The following is a 16,694-nucleotide window of genomic DNA, read 5'->3' as shown; positions in this document are numbered from 1 at the left end:
CGTCATGCGGACACCCGAATAGGAGAGATGCGTTTGCCCATAGCTGTTGAACTTGCCGCTTTGAATCTGGCTTTGGCCATGTTCTGCGGGGCGTTGATCGGGTCCGAGCGTCAGGTGCGCCAACGTATGGCAGGTTTGCGCACAAATGCGCTGGTGGCCCTAAGCGCCGCGGCTTTTGTGGTGTTCTCGGCGCTCTACCCAGATGAGGTGAGTCCGACACGCGTGGCCGCGCAGGTCGTATCGGGGATCGGGTTTCTTGGTGCTGGCATCATCTTTCGGCACGGGTTCACCATTCACGGCTTGAACACGGCGGCGACCTTGTGGTGTTCAGCGGCTGTTGGGATGATGGCTGGCAGTGGTGCCTGGATCTTTGCGATCATGATGACGGGTTTTGTCATTTTTGTGAATCTGGGGCTGCGGCCTTTGGTGAAATGGTTGAAAAAAACGACACGTGCCGGGGTTCCCTTGACGCAAGAGTTCCGCATCCTCGTGCAGTGCGCGGCAGATGCGCAGGCAGAGGTCCGTGCCGCGGCGCTGCAGGCTTTGGCGCAAAACGGGGTGCGCATTGTCGGGTTTCAAAAGGGAGATGCAGACGACAAAGGTTTGCAAACACTGGAAATTCTCGTTTCCACCGAAGATCATCCCGAAAACGTGCAACACAAAATCGCAGCGCCACTTATTCTTGAACCGGGGATTCTGAGTGTTGAGTGGGAAGACGCGAACGAGACCTGAAACCGTTATTTTAAAGGGTCACGTCGCGGCGTAATGTCGCTTTTATGTGCCAATAGCCGTTATCTTCCAATAGTAGCGAGTGTTGGCGGGCTAGATAGAACCCCAATCAACACATCCAAAGTATGGTGAGGAAAAATGGCTGAAGCATCAGCACGTCGTCGAGGTCGCGGTGGTGGCGGAGCCGCCCGCCGGGCAGAACGCACTGCGGTTCGGATCGACACCGCAAAGTACATTGAGCGGAACATTCCGAACTTTGAGGTCCTCAACGAAGAAGCGTTGGAGATCATCGAGCACAACGCCGAAACGATTCTGGAAGAGGTTGGCGTCAACTTTGTCGACAATCCCGCCGCGCTGGAGCGTTGGCGCAATGCGGGTGCGGATGTTGATGGCGAACGCGTGCGCATCCCGCGTGGTCTGGCGCGCCAGCTGATCAAAACGGCCCCGAGCCAGTTCACTCAGCACGCCCGCAACCACGAGAAATCGGTTGTGATCGGCGGCCGCAACATGGTTCTGGCGCCTGTCTACGGCCCTCCGTTCGTGCGTGATGCGCAGGGTGGTCGTCGCTATGCGACCATGGATGATTTCAACAAGTTTGTGAAACTGGCCTACATGTCCAAGTGGCTGCACCACTCGGGTGGTACCGTTTGCGAACCGACCGATATTCCGGTGAACAAACGCCACCTCGATATGCTGATGGCGCACATGACACTGTCGGACAAACCCTTCATGGGTTCCGTGACCGACCCTAGCCGCGCACAGGATTCGGTTGAGATGTGCGAGATTCTGTTTGGCAAGGAATTCGTTCAGAACAACACCGTGATGACCTCGCTGACCAACATCAACTCGCCGATGACCTTTGACGATGTGATGATGGGGTCGCTAGAGGTTTACGCGAAGAACAATCAGGCTTGCATCGTCTCGCCTTTCATCGTCGGTGGTGCGATGGCGCCGGTGTCGGTTGCAGGGACGCTGACGCAGGTTCTGGCCGAGGTGCTGGCAGGTATCGCTTATAGCCAGATCATCCGTCCGGGAGCACCCGTGATCTTTGGTGCGTTCGTGACTTCGATTGACATGAACTCGGGCGCGCCGACCTTTGGTACACCCGAGGCCGCGCATATCACCTATGGTGCAGGTCAGCTGGCCCGCCGCCTCAACTTGCCCTACCGCTCTGCGGGGTCGTTCTGTGGCTCGAAACTGCCTGATGCGCAGGCGGCATATGAGACCGCGAACTCTCTGAACATGGGTTTGATGTCGGGCGTGAACTTCATGCTGCACTCGTGCGGCTGGCTCGAAGGCGGTCTGGTTGCAGACTTTGAGAAGTTCGTGATGGATGCCGATCAACTTGGTGTTCTGCACGGTCTGGCCAAAGGTGTCGCCTATGACGAGAACGCACAGGCGATGGGTGCGATCCGCGAAGTGGGACCGGGCGGTCACTATCTTGGCTGCGAGCACACGCAGGCCAACTTCAAGGAAGCCTTCTGGAAAACCGAGGTGCTGGACTACAAACCGTTCGAGACCTGGCAGGATGAAGGTTCACGCGATACGCGTCAGCTGGCCTCGGCCCGGGTCGAGCATCTGCTGGCCAACTACCAGCAGCCGCAGATGGACCCGGCCACCAAAGAGGCGCTGGAGGCTTATATCGCAGACAAGAAAGCCTCGATGCCGGACGCATTTACCTGATCACTCGAACTGTGTGGCGCGGCTGGCTTGGTACAGCTGCGCCTCACCCAAAAGCGCAATCAGAAGATCAAGATGCCTGACCAGAGAATAGGCGGCGTCCTCTTCTTTTCGAAGCGTATCTTGCTCTCTCTCCATATCCATAAGCCGCATCAGAGCGGCCCCGTTCCCCGGCAGTCGACCATAGCCCAGGATGCGCTGAAGATGCCGATCACGGTTGTAATCCTGCGCCCCGAATTTTGCAGCGCGCGCCAATAGACGAGGGCGGCGCAGGGTCGTGATCATGGTCATCAGGTCTCGCATTTCAGGTGCCTCTTGTTCGGAAAATTGACGCCCTGTTTGTCACACAACCTAAGCGGGTGTTGCGCCCTTACGGGTCGCCCCGAACGTTGGTTTCACGACTGTTTATCTTTTTGAATCAAATCTGGTTGCTGCGCTCCGGGGTTAACGAACGAGTAACGAAACCACCTCTAGTTAGATTTGGTTAACTTTAATTTCGGGGGGCAAAAGTGGCAGTCTGTTTTGTCGACGAGGGCAAATGAATATGGAAAACAACGTGGCATTCACTATTCCGGCATGGGTTCCCGAGGGGGCACAGCGTTACCTTGCGCACACGGAAACCGGTCAGTCGATCCGGGATATCGCAAGATCGGCCGGGTGCCATGCCTCGACCATTCTCAGACAAATCCGACGGGTCGAAATGCGCCGCGATGATCCTTTGGTCGATGCGGCGCTGCAATCGCTGGCCGAGACGCATTTCTCGGTCTCTGATCGGACGCGCCGCTTAGACGCAGGCGGACAGGACAACCAGGAAGACGACTCATTCGAGGGCGAAGCGCTGCGTGTGCTGAGACGCCTATGTGAGACGGGATCGGTTTTGGCGGTGGCCGAGGATATGGAGAAGGCCGTGGTCGTGCGTGACACCGGTGAGGCCGGAACCACTAGGACGGCCGTTGTTGACTGCAAGATCGCACAGGCGCTTGCCTTGCAGGACTGGATTTCCTGTGACAATCCGGGCCGTATTTCCCGATACCGGATCTCAACATCGGGGCGCGCGGCGCTCAACCGTTTGGTGGCCAAGGTGGAAAACAAGGCTCGGTCGCGAAATGAGTTCAGCATGGCCGAAGCACAGGCAGCGTTCCAACCGAAGTCAAACGGAGACGCCCCTGAACGCGCCCAACGCATGCGTTATAGTGCTGCGGAAAGCCCGTTGATCGCCTTGGCGCGGCGGCGGGACCGGGACGGTAAACCCTTTCTCGATGAAACGCTGGTCCGTGCCGGGGAGCGTTTGCGCGAAGACTTTGAACTGGCGCAGATCGGCCCGCAGGTTGCGCAGAACTGGGATCGCTTTCTGACTGGGGGCGGGCGCGGCAATTTCGACAGTGAATCTCACGGTGGGCGAGGGGCGTCGGACGCGAAAGACCGTGTGGCGCGCGCGTTGTCGGACCTTGGTCCGGGGCTAAGTGACGTCGCGCTGCGCTGTTGTTGTTATCTTGAGGGGCTGGAGCTGGCCGAAAAGCGCATGGGCTGGTCGGCGCGTTCGGGCAAGATCGTTCTGCGCATCGCGTTGCAGCGCCTGAAACGACACTATGAAGATCTCTCTGGCCAAGATCGCATGATCGGCTAGAGATAACTCTCTCTTGTGGTTTTGGTCCTTGGTGATAGTCAAGGGCTATGAATTTTACGCTGAAACAGTTGCAGTACTTTCAAGCCGTGGCCGAGCAGCGCAATTTTGGCCGCGCTGCGCAGGTCTGCAATGTGTCGCAACCTGCGCTGTCCGTTCAGATCAAATCGCTTGAGGAAACGCTGGGTGGTGTACTGTTCGAGCGTCAGGCGCGGGACATCCTGCTGACGCCACTGGGGCGAGACGTTCTGGAACATGCGCGTCAGGTGCTGGGGGCAGCTGTGCGGCTGGACCAGTTCGCGCGGGATCATTCTGGCGGCCATCGGTCGTTGTCGATCGGGATCATCCCGACAATTGCGCCGTATCTTCTGCCCGGCGTTCTGGGTGGTCTACGCGCCGCAGATGTTTCGCTGCGCGTGCAGATCCGCGAGGCGAGGACCGAACGGTTGCTGTCTTTGCTCCGCGAAGGCGAGATCGACGCTGCGGTTCTGGCCCTGCCAGCCGGTGGCTCGGAATTCCGCGAAACGCCGTTGTTCCAGGATCACTTCCTGCTGGCAGGCAGCGCAGCGCGGCTGCAACGTGTGAACACCAGCCCCGAGATGCTGCGCCCTCTGGATTTGCAATCAGCACAATTGATGCTGTTGGAGGATGGCCATTGCTTGACGGATCAAGCGCTTGAGGTCTGCGGTCAGGATCGGGGTAGTGGACAGATCAACATGGGGGCCTCTTCGCTTGCGACGCTTTCCCGATTGGTTGCTGAGGGGTTCGGCCTGACCCTGATGCCCGAATTGGCCGCAAAATCGGAATCAGAAGCTGTTCCGGGCATGAAGCTATTGCGTTTCGGCGCCCCGCAACCGGCGCGCACGGTGGGGCTTGTTCGGCGTGCATCAACAACTGACGACGGATGGGTGGATCGTTTGGCCCAGGTAATCCGGGATGTGGGGGAACAGATCGTTTCGGCCACGCGGATATGAAAAGGCCCGCTAGAAGCGGGCCTGTATTCAGCTCTTAAGTTCCAGATTTACGCCAGCGCGGGTTCGGCGGCTGCTTCCAAATGCTGGATCAGAGTCTCTGGCGAGGACACGCCATACGGGTCTTCGGGGCAGTTATCCATCAGACCGGGCTCTTCGAACCATGCTTCGACGACGCCGTCATTGATGATGGCAGCATAGCGCCACGAGCGCATGCCAAAACCAAGGTTGTCCTTGTCGACCAGCATCCCCATCTTGCGGGTGAACTCACCCGAACCATCAGGGATGACCTTGACGTTCTGCAGGCCTTGATCCTGCGCCCATTTGTTCATGACAAAGCTGTCATTGACGGACATGCAGTAGATCTCGTCGATACCCTTGGCGGTGAAATCGGCGTAACCGTTTTCAAATCCGGGCAGCTGGTAGGTCGAACATGTGGGGGTGAAAGCGCCGGGCAGCGAGAACAGGATCACTCGTTTGCCAGCGAAATAATCGGCGGTTGTCTTGTCTTCCCAGCGGAACGGGTTGGGGCCTTCGACGGCCTCGTCGCGGACGCGCGTATGGAAGGTCACATCGGGCAGTTTTGCGCCGGTCTTCATGTTCAAGTTCCTGTGATTCAGTTGTGACTTTCTGGCGATTTAAATCAGTTCTAAATTGCATGCAATCCATGAAATGCTGTATCTGCAAGAAAGGTTTGATTGGCTTATCCATTGATTTTACGTGCGAAAAATATAGTTTAAGTTTGAACTAATTTGACGCTCGCGAGATATGTGCATAGCGGCTATGCGTCGCTGGTGTAACAGGCGCGAGTGTTTTATGTTATGGGTACACAAAGTTGACCCAAAGTTAGGAAAACTGCCCGTGCGCGATCTGAAAATCCCAGAACAACGTCACCCCGAAAAGGCGCATCGCCCGGACAATGCCCAGCCTAAGAAGCCGAAATGGATCAGGGTCAAGGCGCCAGGCGGCAAGGGCTATGCCGAGACGCATAAGATCATGCGTGAAAACAATCTGGTGACGGTTTGCGAAGAGGCCGGATGCCCCAATGTGGGTGAGTGCTGGAGCCAGGGTCACGCCACCATGATGATCATGGGCGAGATCTGTACCCGCGGGTGTACCTTCTGCAACATCGCCACGGGACGTCCGGACTCGCTGGACGCGTTTGAGCCGGGTCGTGTGGCGCATGCGGTGCAAAAATTGGGTCTGAACCACGTCGTGATCACCTCGGTTGACCGGGACGATTTGAAAGATGGGGGAGCAGATCATTTCGCACAGACCATTCGCGCCGTCCGCCACCGCTCGCCCAAGACCACGATCGAGATTCTGACGCCCGATTTCCTGAAATGTGAGCCCGAAGTGCTTGAGACCGTGGTCGAGGCCAAGCCGGATGTGTTCAACCACAACCTCGAAACCGTACCGGGCCTCTATCCCGAGGTGCGCCCCGGCGCGCGGTATTTCCATTCGCTGCGCCTGTTGCAGCGAGTGAAGGAACTGGACCCGTCGATCTTCACCAAATCCGGCATCATGGTCGGTCTGGGTGAGGACAAGCAGCAAGTCGGTCAGGTCATGGATGACATGCGCGCTGCGGACATAGATTTCCTGACCATTGGTCAGTATCTGCAACCGACGCCTAAGCATCACGCTGTGGACCGTTTCGTGACGCCTGAAGAGTTCGCCTCCTATGAAAAAGCCGCGTATGGCAAGGGTTTCCTGATGGTCTCTGCCACTCCGCTGACGCGTTCGTCCTACCACGCGGGGGATGATTTCGCGCGCTTGCGTGCGGCACGGCAGGCGAAGCTGGGGCAAGCGTGACGCCTGATAGATTGGCGCAGCTGACAGCGCTTCGCCATAGTTTGCATCAACATCCCGAACTTTCTGGGCAAGAGCGTGAAACTGCCGCGCGCATAGCTGATGAGCTGCGTCGCGCAGGGGCGGATACCGTGCTGACCGACCTCGGCGGGCACGGAGTTGCGGCGGTCTTCGACAGCGGTACAACCGGTCCCACCGTCGCCATTCGGTGTGAGCTGGATGGGTTGCCGATCAAGGAACTCTCGGAGCAGCCGTATGTCTCGACGGTGCCGGGTAAAGGGCATCTGTGCGGGCATGACGGCCATATGTCGATGGTTCTCGGTGTGGCGCTTGCGTTGCAGGAACAGCGCCCGACGCGCGGACGGGTGGTTCTGATTTTCCAACCCGCTGAAGAAACCGGGCAGGGGGCCAAGGCGTTCCGAGACGATCCTGCATTCGCTAAGCTTGCGCCGGATTACGTGTTTTCTCTTCATAACTTGCCGGGGCTGAAACTGGGCGAGGTTGAGCTGTGTCAGGGGCCAACCAACTGCGCTTCTCGCGGTATGCGGATTGCATTAACCGGAAAGACCTCGCATGCCGCCGCGCCGCAGGACGGGGTTTCTCCGGCGGGCGCGTTGTCCGCATTGATCCCAGAACTCACACGGCTTGGCACGGCAGGCGCCCTGAACGCTGACTACGCGCTGACCACGATCACGCATGCCAGCCTCGGAGCGCAGACCTTTGGCGTCGCTCCCGGTCAAGCTGAGCTGTGGGTGACATTGCGTACCGTGTCAGACGACCGGATGGCAAAGCTCATTGCCGATTCTGAGGCTTTGGTTCAGCAGGTCGCCAAGTCCGAGAACTTGAGTGCCGAGATCACCTATGAGGATGTCTTCGAGGCCTGCACCAACAATTCCGAGGCGGTGACTATTTTGGCCGAGGCCTGTGCGGATCAATCTGTTGCGTGCAAGCTGAGCGACGAGCCGCAAAGGTTCTCGGAAGATTTTGGCCAGTTCGGCAAAGGCGCAAAATCGGCGATGTTTTGGTTGGGAGCAGGGCGAGATCACCCCCAGTTGCACAATCCCGACTATGATTTCCCGGACGCGCTGATCCCAATTGGTACGGGCGTCTTTTTAGCGGCGATCCGGCAGGTGCTGGGCTGAGGTCGCGTTCAGGTAAACCGAACCTTGCCGATGAACGGCAAGTTGCGATTGCGCTGCGCGTAGTCGATTCCGTAGCCCACCACGAACTCATCAGGGATTTCGAACCCGATCCAATCTGAACGAAAATCAACCTCACGCCGGCTGGGTTTGTCCAGCAGGGCAATGGACTTCAGTCGTTTCGGCTTACGACTGCGTAGCAGGTTGGTAACGTGGTTCAGCGTATGGCCCGTGTCAACGATGTCTTCGACCACCAGCACATCGCGACCCTCAATCGCGCCGCGCAAGTCCTTGAGAATTCGCACTTCTCTGCTGCTCTCCATCGCGTCTCCGTAAGAGGAGGCCTCAAGGAAATCCACCTCGATCGGCAGGTCCAACTCACGGACCAGATCAGCGATGAACACGAAAGAGCCACGCAGCAGGCCGACGACGACTAGCTTGTCGGTATTGCCGAATTCTTCGGTAATTTCGCGGCAAAGCTCTTCGATTCTGGCTGCAATTGCCTTGGCCGAGATCATCTCATCTATCACATAAGCGCGGTCAGTCATCACAGCCCCCTTGATCTTTGGCGCGCAACATACGACATGACGCGCCATTGTCACCTTCTAATGCCGGATTGCCATGCCTATCCACTCGGAAACGCGTCACCTGCCTTACACGGCCCAGCAGATGTATGATCTGGTTGCTGACGTGGCGAGCTATCCCAAGTTCCTGCCTTGGTGTGCCGCCGCGCGTATCCGCAAGACCTATGCGGCTGGCGAGGCCGAGGTGATGGAGGCGGATTTGGTGATCTCGTTCAAGGTGTTTCGCGAAAGGTTTGGCAGTCGGGTGACCTTGTTTGCCGGTCAAAAGAAGATAGACACCGAATATCTGGACGGCCCGTTCAAATACATGAAATCGGACTGGCAGTTTGAAGACGCCCCTGAAGGTGGGTGCAACGTTTCGTTCCATGTAGATTTCGAGTTCAAGAACGCCATCCTGCAAGGGATCATTGGTGTTGTCTTCAACGAGGCCATGCAGCGCATCGTGCGCGCGTTCGAGGCGCGTGCCGCCGAGCTTTACAGCTAAGGCTTTACCAACGACCGACGCGCGCTAGACTGCGCGCTATGTCTGGACTTACCTCAACGCTCGCGAGTTTTGCCGCTGGCCCCGTCAACACAACCGCGCGGGCGCGGGCTGTTACGTCTCTGTCCGTTCTCGACTGGATCGCCGTGGGTCGTGCCGGTGTACCCGAGCCCGTGTCAGTCGCCGTTCGGGACATGGTGCAGGAGGAGGGCGGCGTAGCACAGGCCCATCTGTTCGGCGGCGGGGCAGCACCTCTACGTGCGGCGGCACTGGTCAATGGAACGGTGTCCCACGCGCTGGACTATGACGACACCCATTTCGCCCATATCGGCCATCCGTCGGTTGCTATACTACCAGCGGCCTTGGCGGTTTCGGAATGGGATGACCGTATCCTCGTTGATCTGTTGGAAGCGGCCCTGATCGGGATGGAGGTTTCGATCCGTATCGGCCTCTGGCTCGGTCGAGACCACTATCAGGCCGGGTTTCACCAAACGGCGACTGCGGGGGCCTTTGGGGCGGCGGTTGCGTCGGGTCGGGTTCTTGGGTTTGATGCCAACCAGATTCAGGAAGTTCTGGGCCTTACGGCCACGCGCGCGGCCGGTCTGAAAGCTCAATTCGGCACCATGGGCAAACCCTACAACGCAGGATTGGGCGCATCGGCCGGGATCGAGGCCGCGTTGCTGATTAAACGGGGCTTTGAGCCCAATGCGAGTGCGCTAGAGGGCCAGTACGGATTTGGCGCCACCCATCAGGGCGCAGCGGATGCGTCGGCGGCGCTGGACGGGTTAGGAGAGGAATGGCTGTTCGAATCGGTCAGCCACAAGTTCCACGCCTGCTGCCACGGTTTACACGCCGCGCTTGAGGCTGCTCTGCGTCTGGATATTGCCGAACCCGAAGTGGCTGAAATCAAGGTCAAAACCCATCCGCGTTGGATGAGCGTGTGCAACCAGATGTCTCCGACCACGGGGTTGGGGGCGAAGTTTTCCTATCGCACGGTGATCGCTATGCAGGCGCTTGGCTACGACACCGCTTTGCCAAGCAGTTACACCGAAAAGGTCTGCGCCGATCCTCGAATTCGCTCTTTGCGAGACCGTATCACGGTCGAGGCGGATGAGACCCTGACCGAGACCCAGGCCCATCTGAAGCTGCTGCGGCGCGACGGCGTGCGACGCGAGGTTACCCATGATCTGATGGCTCCGATGTCTCTGGCGGATCGGGAAGACCGTGTCCGGGCCAAAGCGTCGAAACTGATTGGAGGGGACGAGGCGGACGCGATCTGGTCGATGCTGCGCACCGGAGGTCGCGCCCGCGATCTGGCTGCAAAACTGGCGGGTTAAACCACGCGCCAGTGCAACGGGAAGCCAGGGTCGAATACGGTGACAGGGCCATCGCCGCTTTCGATCTTCGACGGGTATTCGACCGGGTCTCCCTTGGTCAACGTGATTGAGCTTTCGTTCACCGGCAAGCCATAGAAGGCCGGACCATTCAACGACACAAACCCTTCCAGCTTGTCCAAGGCACCTTCGCGGTCGAACATCTCGGCCACCAAGGACATGGTGTTGGTTGCCGTGAAACAGCCCGCACAGCCACAAGCCATTTCCTTGTTGTCATCCGTATGCGGTGCGCTGTCCGTGCCCAGGAAATAGCGCGGATCGCCCGAGGTCGCGGCCTTCAGCAGCTCCAGCCGGTGTTCTTCACGTTTGGCGACGGGCAGGCAGTAGTAGTGAGGTTTGATCCCGCCCACCAGAATGTGGTTGCGGTTAATGATCAGGTGGTGCGCCGTGATCGTCGCTCCTAGATCGGCCTCGTTGGCGGCAACATACTGAACCCCGTCGCGGGTCGTAATATGCTCCATCACAACGCGCAGGCCCGGCGTGGCCTTGCGGATTGGATCCAGAACGCGGTCGATGAACACAGCCTCACGATCGAAAATGTCGATCTCGGAATCGGTGACCTCGCCATGAACACAAAGGGGCAGGCCGATCTCGGCCATCCTCTCCAGCACCGGACGCACATTGTCGAAATTCCGAACACCCGAATGCGAATTGGTCGTTGCACCTGCCGGGTATAGCTTGACCGCCTTGACCAACCCGCTTGCATGTGCAGCGGCGAGGTCTTCTGGATCCGTATCTTCGGTCAGATACAGAGTCATAAGCGGCTCGAACGTCATCCCTTCGGGCAGCGCAGCCATGATACGTTCGCGATAGGCGGCGGCGTGCGCGCCGGTCACCACCGGAGGCACCAGATTGGGCATGATGATCGCACGGCCAAAATGGCGGGCGGTTTCGGGCAGGACGGCCTGCAACATCGCGCCATCGCGCAGGTGCAGATGCCAATCGTCGGGGCGGCGGATCGTGATGCTATCGGTCATGCGCCCCCGCTAGCACAGAGGCCGCCGCCGGAAAAGCCCTTGTCAACTCGTTCGAACGTCGTAGCTCAGAAATGGGTGATGGCCTTGACGCACAGGCGCGGCCATGACCTTTTGTGGCAAGGGAGAATTCAGCACATGACACAGTCAGATTCCATAGACGCGGTTCAAACCATGCTAAGCGCACAGGGCTATGTTTGCGGCCGTGCACTGGCAACGGTCGTCTTCCTGTCGCTCAAACTCGGCCGGCCGCTGTTTCTGGAAGGCGAGGCCGGTGTCGGTAAGACCGAGATCGCCAAGGCGCTGGCCGCCGGGCTTGGTCGCCGGCTGATCCGCCTGCAATGCTACGAAGGGCTGGACGCGTCCTCTGCCGTCTATGAATGGAACTTTCCTGCGCAAATGGTCGCCATCCGAACCGCCGAAGCTGCGGGCGGCGCAGACCGTTCTGCCCTGCAGACCGAGCTGTTCTCGGATGACTACCTCGTCGAACGCCCTTTGCTACAAGCCATGAGGCCCGATGAAAACGGCGCGCCGGTGCTGCTGATCGACGAGCTTGACCGCACGGATGAACCATTCGAGGCCTTTCTGCTGGAGGCGCTCAGTGATTTTCAGGTCACAATCCCGGAACTCGGCACCGTAAAAGCTCCCGAACCGCCAGTGGTGATTGTCACCTCCAACCGCACGCGTGAGGTACATGACGCCCTCAAACGCCGCTGCCTTTACCACTGGGTCGACTACCCGGATTTCGATCGGGAGATTGAAATCCTGAACGCCCGCGCGCCCGAAGCGGCCCAATCGCTTAGTCGCGAGGTCGTGGCCTTCGTGCAGCGCCTGCGCACCGAAGACCTGTTCAAGAAACCCGGCGTGGCCGAAACCATAGACTGGGCCAAATGCCTGCTTGCGCTGGACGTGATCAACCTCAGCCCCGAAGTGATCGGAGATACCCTCGGTGCGATCCTGAAATACCAGGACGATATCCAGAAACTGCAAGGGTCCGAGGCCAAACGCATTCTTGACGAAGCCAAGGCCGATTTAGAACCGGCCTGATGTTTCTTCTGTTTGAAAATACCTCGGGGGTATGGGGGCAGAGCCCCCATGAACGCTGATGGCCGAACAGATCCCGCTCGACATTCCCGAAAACCCGAAGCTGGCGCAGAACATCACACATTTCGCCCGCGCCCTTCGAAAAGCCGGGCTGCCGATCGGCACCGGTCGTGTGGTGGATGCCATTCGGGCCGTTGAGGCCGCAGGCTTCACCGAAAAGCAGGATTTTTACTGGACCCTGCACGCCTGTTTCGTGAACCGCCCCGAACATCGCACCGTCTTCGCGCAGGTCTTTCGCCTCTATTGGCGCGACCCAAGGTATCTAGAACACATGATGTCCATGATGCTGCCCGCCATTCGTGGGGTGCAGGAAGAACGCAAAGCCGACGCAGGTGAAAAACGCGCGGCTGAGGCCTTGCTTGACGGGGTTGAACGCGATCAGCCTGAAACCTCCGAGGAGCAGCTGGGCGAGACCGAGCTTGAGATTGACGCTTCGCAAACCGCCTCGGCCGAGGAACGTCTGCGCAGTCTGGATTTTGAACAGATGAGTACTGATGAGATAGCGCAGGCCAAGCGCCTCCTGTCGCGCCTCAGCCTGCCGGTGAAACCAATCGAAAGCCGCCGCAGCCAGGCCAGCCATATCGGCCACCGGATCGACCGGGCGAGAACCCTGCGCGCCGCCATGCGTCAGGGCGGAGAGCTGCACGATATCGCGAAACAAAAACCCCGGCCGCGCTGGCCCAATCTGGTCGTGCTCTGCGATATCTCCGGTTCGATGAGCCAGTATAGCCGCCTGATCCTGCATTTTCTGCACACGGTTTCGAACGCCAAGGGGGCTGGCTGGGCCAAGGTCTATGCCTTCACCTTCGGCACCCAACTGACCAATATCACCCGTCACCTGCACCAGCGCGATGTAGATGCCGCCCTAGCTGCCGCTGGGGCCGAGGCGCAGGATTGGGAAGGGGGCACGCGGATCGGAGACTGCTTGCACGCCTTCAACCGGGACTGGTCGCGGCGCGTCATGGGGCAGGGTGCGGTGGTTCTGCTGATCTCGGACGGGTTGGATCGCGGTGCGCCCGAAGCCTTGGCGAAAGAGACTGAGCGTCTGCACCTTTCGGCCCGGCGTCTGATCTGGCTGAACCCGCTGCTGCGCTGGGATGGGTTCGCCCCCAAGGCGCAAGGCGTGGCCGCCATGCTGCCCCATGTCGACAGCTTCCGCGCAGGCCATTCGATTGCGTCACTCGAAGACCTCGCCACTGTCATCTCTGCTCAGGACGACGTCGGAGAGAAAGCGCGGCTCATGTCCGCGCTTTCTGGGTAGGGTTTAGCCCAGCTGCTTTTCGTTGCACTCACGCGCCATTTCCATGGCCTTGTAGGTGCCGGTCAGATCGACGGTGAACGCAAATTCCTTTTCGGGGAAGACGATCATGACCTGTTTCTTGGCCAGATCATCCGCAAACTGTGGGTCGTCGGACAGGACATAGCCACCGGAATAACCCTTGGTGATATTGCCCTTCATGCCCGTGGCCTCACCCACATAAAGGTTGTCACCCAGCAGGATTGCCACGGCTTCTTTTTCACCGCGTTTGATATTTGTTTCCGCCTTGGTGAAAACGCCAACGTAACCCACACCGCGATCCTCGGTCAGGCCCATCTGAACAACGTTTTCTGCGTCATCCACGGCCTCAATCAGACAGGATTTCTTTTCATTGTCGATGAAGACTTTCCAGCCTTCAACCTCACCGTAGCGTTCGAATGTATCAGCCCATGCAGCGGTCGAGGCCATCAGGCCGAGCGCCGTTCCCAGTGTAAGAATGCGTTTCAACTCTTCGTCTCCGTTGAGAAATTTATTGAGAGCGCCCAATCCAAATTCAGGCACGGTTTCAACTTAAGACGTGGGGTATTCGCAATCAATCCTTTGAGAGTGTGAATATCAAATCGGCCTTTTACTGCCCACATAATGGCGAATTGACCGGCGTCTCCGACTAACGTTCGCTTTTCATTGGTCCAAGGCTGCCTATGTTGGTTTGCAACAAGCCAGGAGGATTCGATGGATCGATTCGACAGCAGCCCGGAACGCGCTTTGGAATGGCATCGCAGTGGTCGCGGTGCCGCGCTGGCCACAGTTGTCGAAACCTGGGGCAGCGCACCGCGCCGTGTGGGGTCACAGCTTGTGATTGGTGGGGATGGGCGGATCGAAGGGTCCGTCTCGGGCGGTTGCGTCGAAGGCGCCGTGATCGTCGAAGCCATTGAGGCCATTGATGAGGGTGAGGCGCGCCTGCTTGAATTCGGTGTCAGCGATGAAGACGCTTTTGCCGTCGGTCTGGCCTGCGGCGGCACGATCCGGGTTTTGGTCGAGCCGGTCGGATCTGTCCTGCCTGAGCCGATGCTGGCCGAGTTGGTCGCCGCCCGTGCGCGCCGCGAACCGCTGGCCTATGAAGTGAATACAGACAGCGGACACAGGGCCTTGCGCCGGAATGCCTATGCGGATCGGCTGCGCATGGATCAGTCTGGGTTCGAAGAAGACGGCAAGACCTTCGTCGCCGTTCACAACCCGCCTTTGCGGTTGATCATCGTCGGTGCGGTTCACATCGCGCAGGCCTTGGTGCCGATGGCGCGGATTGCGGGTTACGACCCGGCCATCATCGACCCGCGTGAGGCATTTGCCTCAGACAGCCGCTTTCCCGGAGAGACCCTGTTGACCGATTGGCCGGATGAAGCAGTCGCCAATTTGGGTCTGGATCAGCGCACGGCCATTGTCCTGTTGACCCACGATCCAAAGCTGGATGATCCGGCCCTGCAGGCCGCGTTGGATGCGGATGTGTTCTACATTGGCGCCCTCGGGTCGACCCGCACCCATGCCAAAAGGGTTGAGCGGATGACTGAGGCGGGGTTCACCCAAATTCAGATTGAGCGCATTCACGGGCCGATTGGCCTTGATATCGGCGCGGCAGGCCCCTCCGAAATTGCCGTGGCCATTCTGGCTCAGATGACCGCCGTTCTGCGAGGTAAGGCATGAAATTCGGCCCTGTGCCCGTGACCGAAGCCGCCGGAGCTATTCTTGCGCATTCCGTCAAAGTCTCGGACCAAAAGCTGCGCAAAGGGCTCATGCTAACTGCCGAGCATGTCTCGCAATTGTCTAGCGCGGAGTTTGACGAGGTCATCGTCGCCCGTCTGGAGCCGGGCGATTGTCATGAGGACGAGGCCGCCGAGATGTTGGCCCGCGCTCTGGTCCCTGACCCCTCCGGCGCCAATTTGCGTCTGACCGAGGCGTTCACCGGCCGTGTGAACCTTCTGGCTGAGGGACCTGGCGTGGTGGTGCTGGATGTGGCCGCGCTCGAGCAATTCAACCGCATCAATCCAATGATCACCGTCGCAACGGTCCCGCAGCATCAACAGATGACAGCGGGCGGTATGGTCGCGACAATCAAGGTGATCTCATACGCCGTTCCCAAAGCCGATGTCCAACGCGCGGCGGGTTTGGCGCAGGCCTCGGTGCGCCTTGTCGCGCCGGTCTATCGCAGCGCGGGATTGATCGTAACGGACATCGCCGGAGGGCCGCCCAATGAGAAGGGAATCGCGGCCATGCGCGGGCGTGTCGAAGCTCTGGGCATGGACCTGTGCGATGTGCAGATCGTCCCGCATAAAACCGATCAACTTGCATCGGCCATTGATCGTGCCGAAGGCGATGTGCTGATGATCCTGACGGCCTCGGCCACGTCGGATGTGAACGACGTGGCCCCGTCCGCCGTGCGCGCCGCGGGTGGGGATGTTGACCGGTTCGGCATGCCGGTCGATCCGGGCAATTTGCTGTTTCTGGGGGCGCTGAACACACGCCCTGTGATCGGCCTGCCAGGATGCGCGCGCTCTCCGGCGTTGAATGGCGCCGATTGGGTTTTGTCGCGGGTCGCCTGCGGGGTTGAGACCACTGGTGCTGATATTGCTGCGATGGGTGTGGGTGGTCTGCTCAAGGAAATCCCGACCCGGCCGCAACCTCGCGCGCAACGGAAGAAATAGTTCAGAGGCCCACAGGTGGCGCCGATGAGTTTATGGCATCGGCCTTTTGCGTCCCTCTGGTGTCAAAAAGCGACAAATTCCTGTTCTCAAGTCAGACCTCCCGTGTTTAACTCGCCCCAAGCGAATGAGCTAAAGAAGGGGAGGTCTTATGCCAAATATATCGCTGACTGTGAATGGCATGTCTGTGAGCGGTGAAGTTGAGGGTCGGACGTTATTGTCTGGTTTTTTGCGGGATCATTTGTCTTTGA

Annotated in this window: 17 protein-coding genes; 12 read left to right on the top strand and 5 right to left on the bottom strand. The window is 59.0% G+C overall.

Features of this window, described 5'->3' with window-relative positions:
• Window positions 1-33 precede the first annotated feature (33 nt).
• Complete coding sequence (locus tag ACRZ95_RS03890) at window positions 34-732, top strand: MgtC/SapB family protein (protein WP_170470543.1); 699 nt, start codon at window positions 34-36, stop codon at window positions 730-732.
• Window positions 733-867: 135 nt separating this feature from the next.
• Window positions 868-2,412, top strand: a complete 1,545-nt coding sequence (locus ACRZ95_RS03885; RefSeq protein WP_170677807.1) for a trimethylamine methyltransferase family protein — start codon at window positions 868-870, stop codon at window positions 2,410-2,412.
• Here ACRZ95_RS03885 and ACRZ95_RS03880 read toward each other — a convergent pair whose 3' ends face one another.
• Window positions 2,413-2,712, bottom strand: a complete 300-nt coding sequence (locus ACRZ95_RS03880; RefSeq protein WP_170677809.1) for a DUF6477 family protein — start codon at window positions 2,710-2,712, stop codon at window positions 2,413-2,415.
• A 241-nt stretch (window positions 2,713-2,953) separates the two neighbouring features.
• Between ACRZ95_RS03880 and ACRZ95_RS03875 the strand changes: the two genes are divergently transcribed.
• The gene (locus ACRZ95_RS03875) at window positions 2,954-4,036 is read left to right on the top strand and encodes a DUF6456 domain-containing protein (protein WP_480554660.1); all 1,083 of its coding nucleotides are present in this window, start codon (window positions 2,954-2,956) and stop codon (window positions 4,034-4,036) included.
• Between the two features lie 47 nt (window positions 4,037-4,083).
• Window positions 4,084-5,007, top strand: a complete 924-nt coding sequence (locus ACRZ95_RS03870) for a LysR substrate-binding domain-containing protein (protein WP_170526544.1) — start codon at window positions 4,084-4,086, stop codon at window positions 5,005-5,007.
• A gap of 47 nt (window positions 5,008-5,054) precedes the next feature.
• Here ACRZ95_RS03870 and ACRZ95_RS03865 read toward each other — a convergent pair whose 3' ends face one another.
• A complete protein-coding gene (locus tag ACRZ95_RS03865) occupies window positions 5,055-5,603 on the bottom strand; it encodes a peroxiredoxin (protein ID WP_170660320.1) in 549 nt (182 codons plus the stop codon).
• A gap of 262 nt (window positions 5,604-5,865) precedes the next feature.
• Between ACRZ95_RS03865 and lipA the strand changes: the two genes are divergently transcribed.
• Both lipA and ACRZ95_RS03855 read left to right on the top strand, forming a co-directional pair.
• Window positions 5,866-6,816, top strand: coding sequence for a lipoyl synthase (gene lipA / locus ACRZ95_RS03860; protein ID WP_170551141.1), 951 nt, complete (start codon window positions 5,866-5,868; stop codon window positions 6,814-6,816).
• Entirely contained in the window at window positions 6,813-7,955 is a 1,143-nt protein-coding gene (locus ACRZ95_RS03855) for an amidohydrolase (RefSeq protein WP_170677811.1), read from the top strand. Before lipA ends, ACRZ95_RS03855 begins: the two co-directional genes overlap by 4 nt.
• Before the next feature lie 8 nt (window positions 7,956-7,963).
• On the opposite strand, the gene hpt is transcribed toward ACRZ95_RS03855, so the two are convergent.
• A complete protein-coding gene (hpt, locus tag ACRZ95_RS03850) occupies window positions 7,964-8,500 on the bottom strand; it encodes a hypoxanthine phosphoribosyltransferase (protein WP_170376813.1) in 537 nt (178 codons plus the stop codon).
• Window positions 8,501-8,573: 73 nt separating this feature from the next.
• Here hpt and ACRZ95_RS03845 point away from each other — a divergent pair, with 73 nt between their 5' ends.
• Both ACRZ95_RS03845 and ACRZ95_RS03840 read left to right on the top strand, forming a co-directional pair.
• On the top strand, window positions 8,574-9,020 hold the full coding sequence (locus ACRZ95_RS03845; protein ID WP_170376815.1) for a type II toxin-antitoxin system RatA family toxin: 447 nt from the start codon (window positions 8,574-8,576) through the stop codon (window positions 9,018-9,020).
• 38 nt (window positions 9,021-9,058) lie between these two features.
• Window positions 9,059-10,354, top strand: coding sequence for an MmgE/PrpD family protein (locus ACRZ95_RS03840; RefSeq protein ID WP_170677813.1), 1,296 nt, complete (start codon window positions 9,059-9,061; stop codon window positions 10,352-10,354).
• Here the strand turns inward: ACRZ95_RS03840 and pyrC are convergent.
• Window positions 10,351-11,388 carry a dihydroorotase gene (gene pyrC / locus ACRZ95_RS03835; protein ID WP_170677815.1) on the bottom strand — a complete coding sequence of 346 codons (1,038 nt, stop codon included), beginning with the start codon at window positions 11,386-11,388 and terminating at the stop codon, window positions 10,351-10,353. The genes ACRZ95_RS03840 and pyrC overlap by 4 nt on opposite strands.
• 135 nt (window positions 11,389-11,523) lie before the next feature.
• On the opposite strand from pyrC, the gene ACRZ95_RS03830 reads away from it, so the two are divergent.
• Both ACRZ95_RS03830 and ACRZ95_RS03825 read left to right on the top strand, forming a co-directional pair.
• Window positions 11,524-12,432 (top strand): AAA family ATPase, encoded by a 909-nt coding sequence (locus ACRZ95_RS03830; RefSeq protein WP_170677817.1) that lies wholly within the window; start codon window positions 11,524-11,526, stop codon window positions 12,430-12,432.
• 58 nt (window positions 12,433-12,490) lie between these two features.
• Window positions 12,491-13,750 (top strand): vWA domain-containing protein, encoded by a 1,260-nt coding sequence (locus ACRZ95_RS03825; RefSeq protein ID WP_170677819.1) that lies wholly within the window; start codon window positions 12,491-12,493, stop codon window positions 13,748-13,750.
• Between the two features lie 3 nt (window positions 13,751-13,753).
• Here the strand turns inward: ACRZ95_RS03825 and ACRZ95_RS03820 are convergent, their stop codons facing one another.
• Complete coding sequence (locus ACRZ95_RS03820) at window positions 13,754-14,254, bottom strand: hypothetical protein (protein ID WP_480554543.1); 501 nt, start codon at window positions 14,252-14,254, stop codon at window positions 13,754-13,756.
• Window positions 14,255-14,479: 225 nt separating this feature from the next.
• Between ACRZ95_RS03820 and ACRZ95_RS03815 the strand changes: the two genes are divergently transcribed.
• Window positions 14,480-15,448 carry an XdhC family protein gene (locus ACRZ95_RS03815; protein WP_170677821.1) on the top strand — a complete coding sequence of 323 codons (969 nt, stop codon included), beginning with the start codon at window positions 14,480-14,482 and terminating at the stop codon, window positions 15,446-15,448.
• Window positions 15,445-16,446, top strand: a complete 1,002-nt coding sequence (locus tag ACRZ95_RS03810) for a molybdopterin-binding protein (RefSeq protein ID WP_170677823.1) — start codon at window positions 15,445-15,447, stop codon at window positions 16,444-16,446. The genes ACRZ95_RS03815 and ACRZ95_RS03810 overlap by 4 nt, the downstream gene beginning before the upstream one ends.
• Window positions 16,447-16,694: the final 248 nt, after the last annotated feature.

Source organism: Ruegeria sp. AI3 (genome assembly GCF_056541245.1).
The sequence above is the reverse complement of the archived record's forward strand: the minus strand, read 5'-3'. Positions and strand labels throughout refer to the sequence as shown.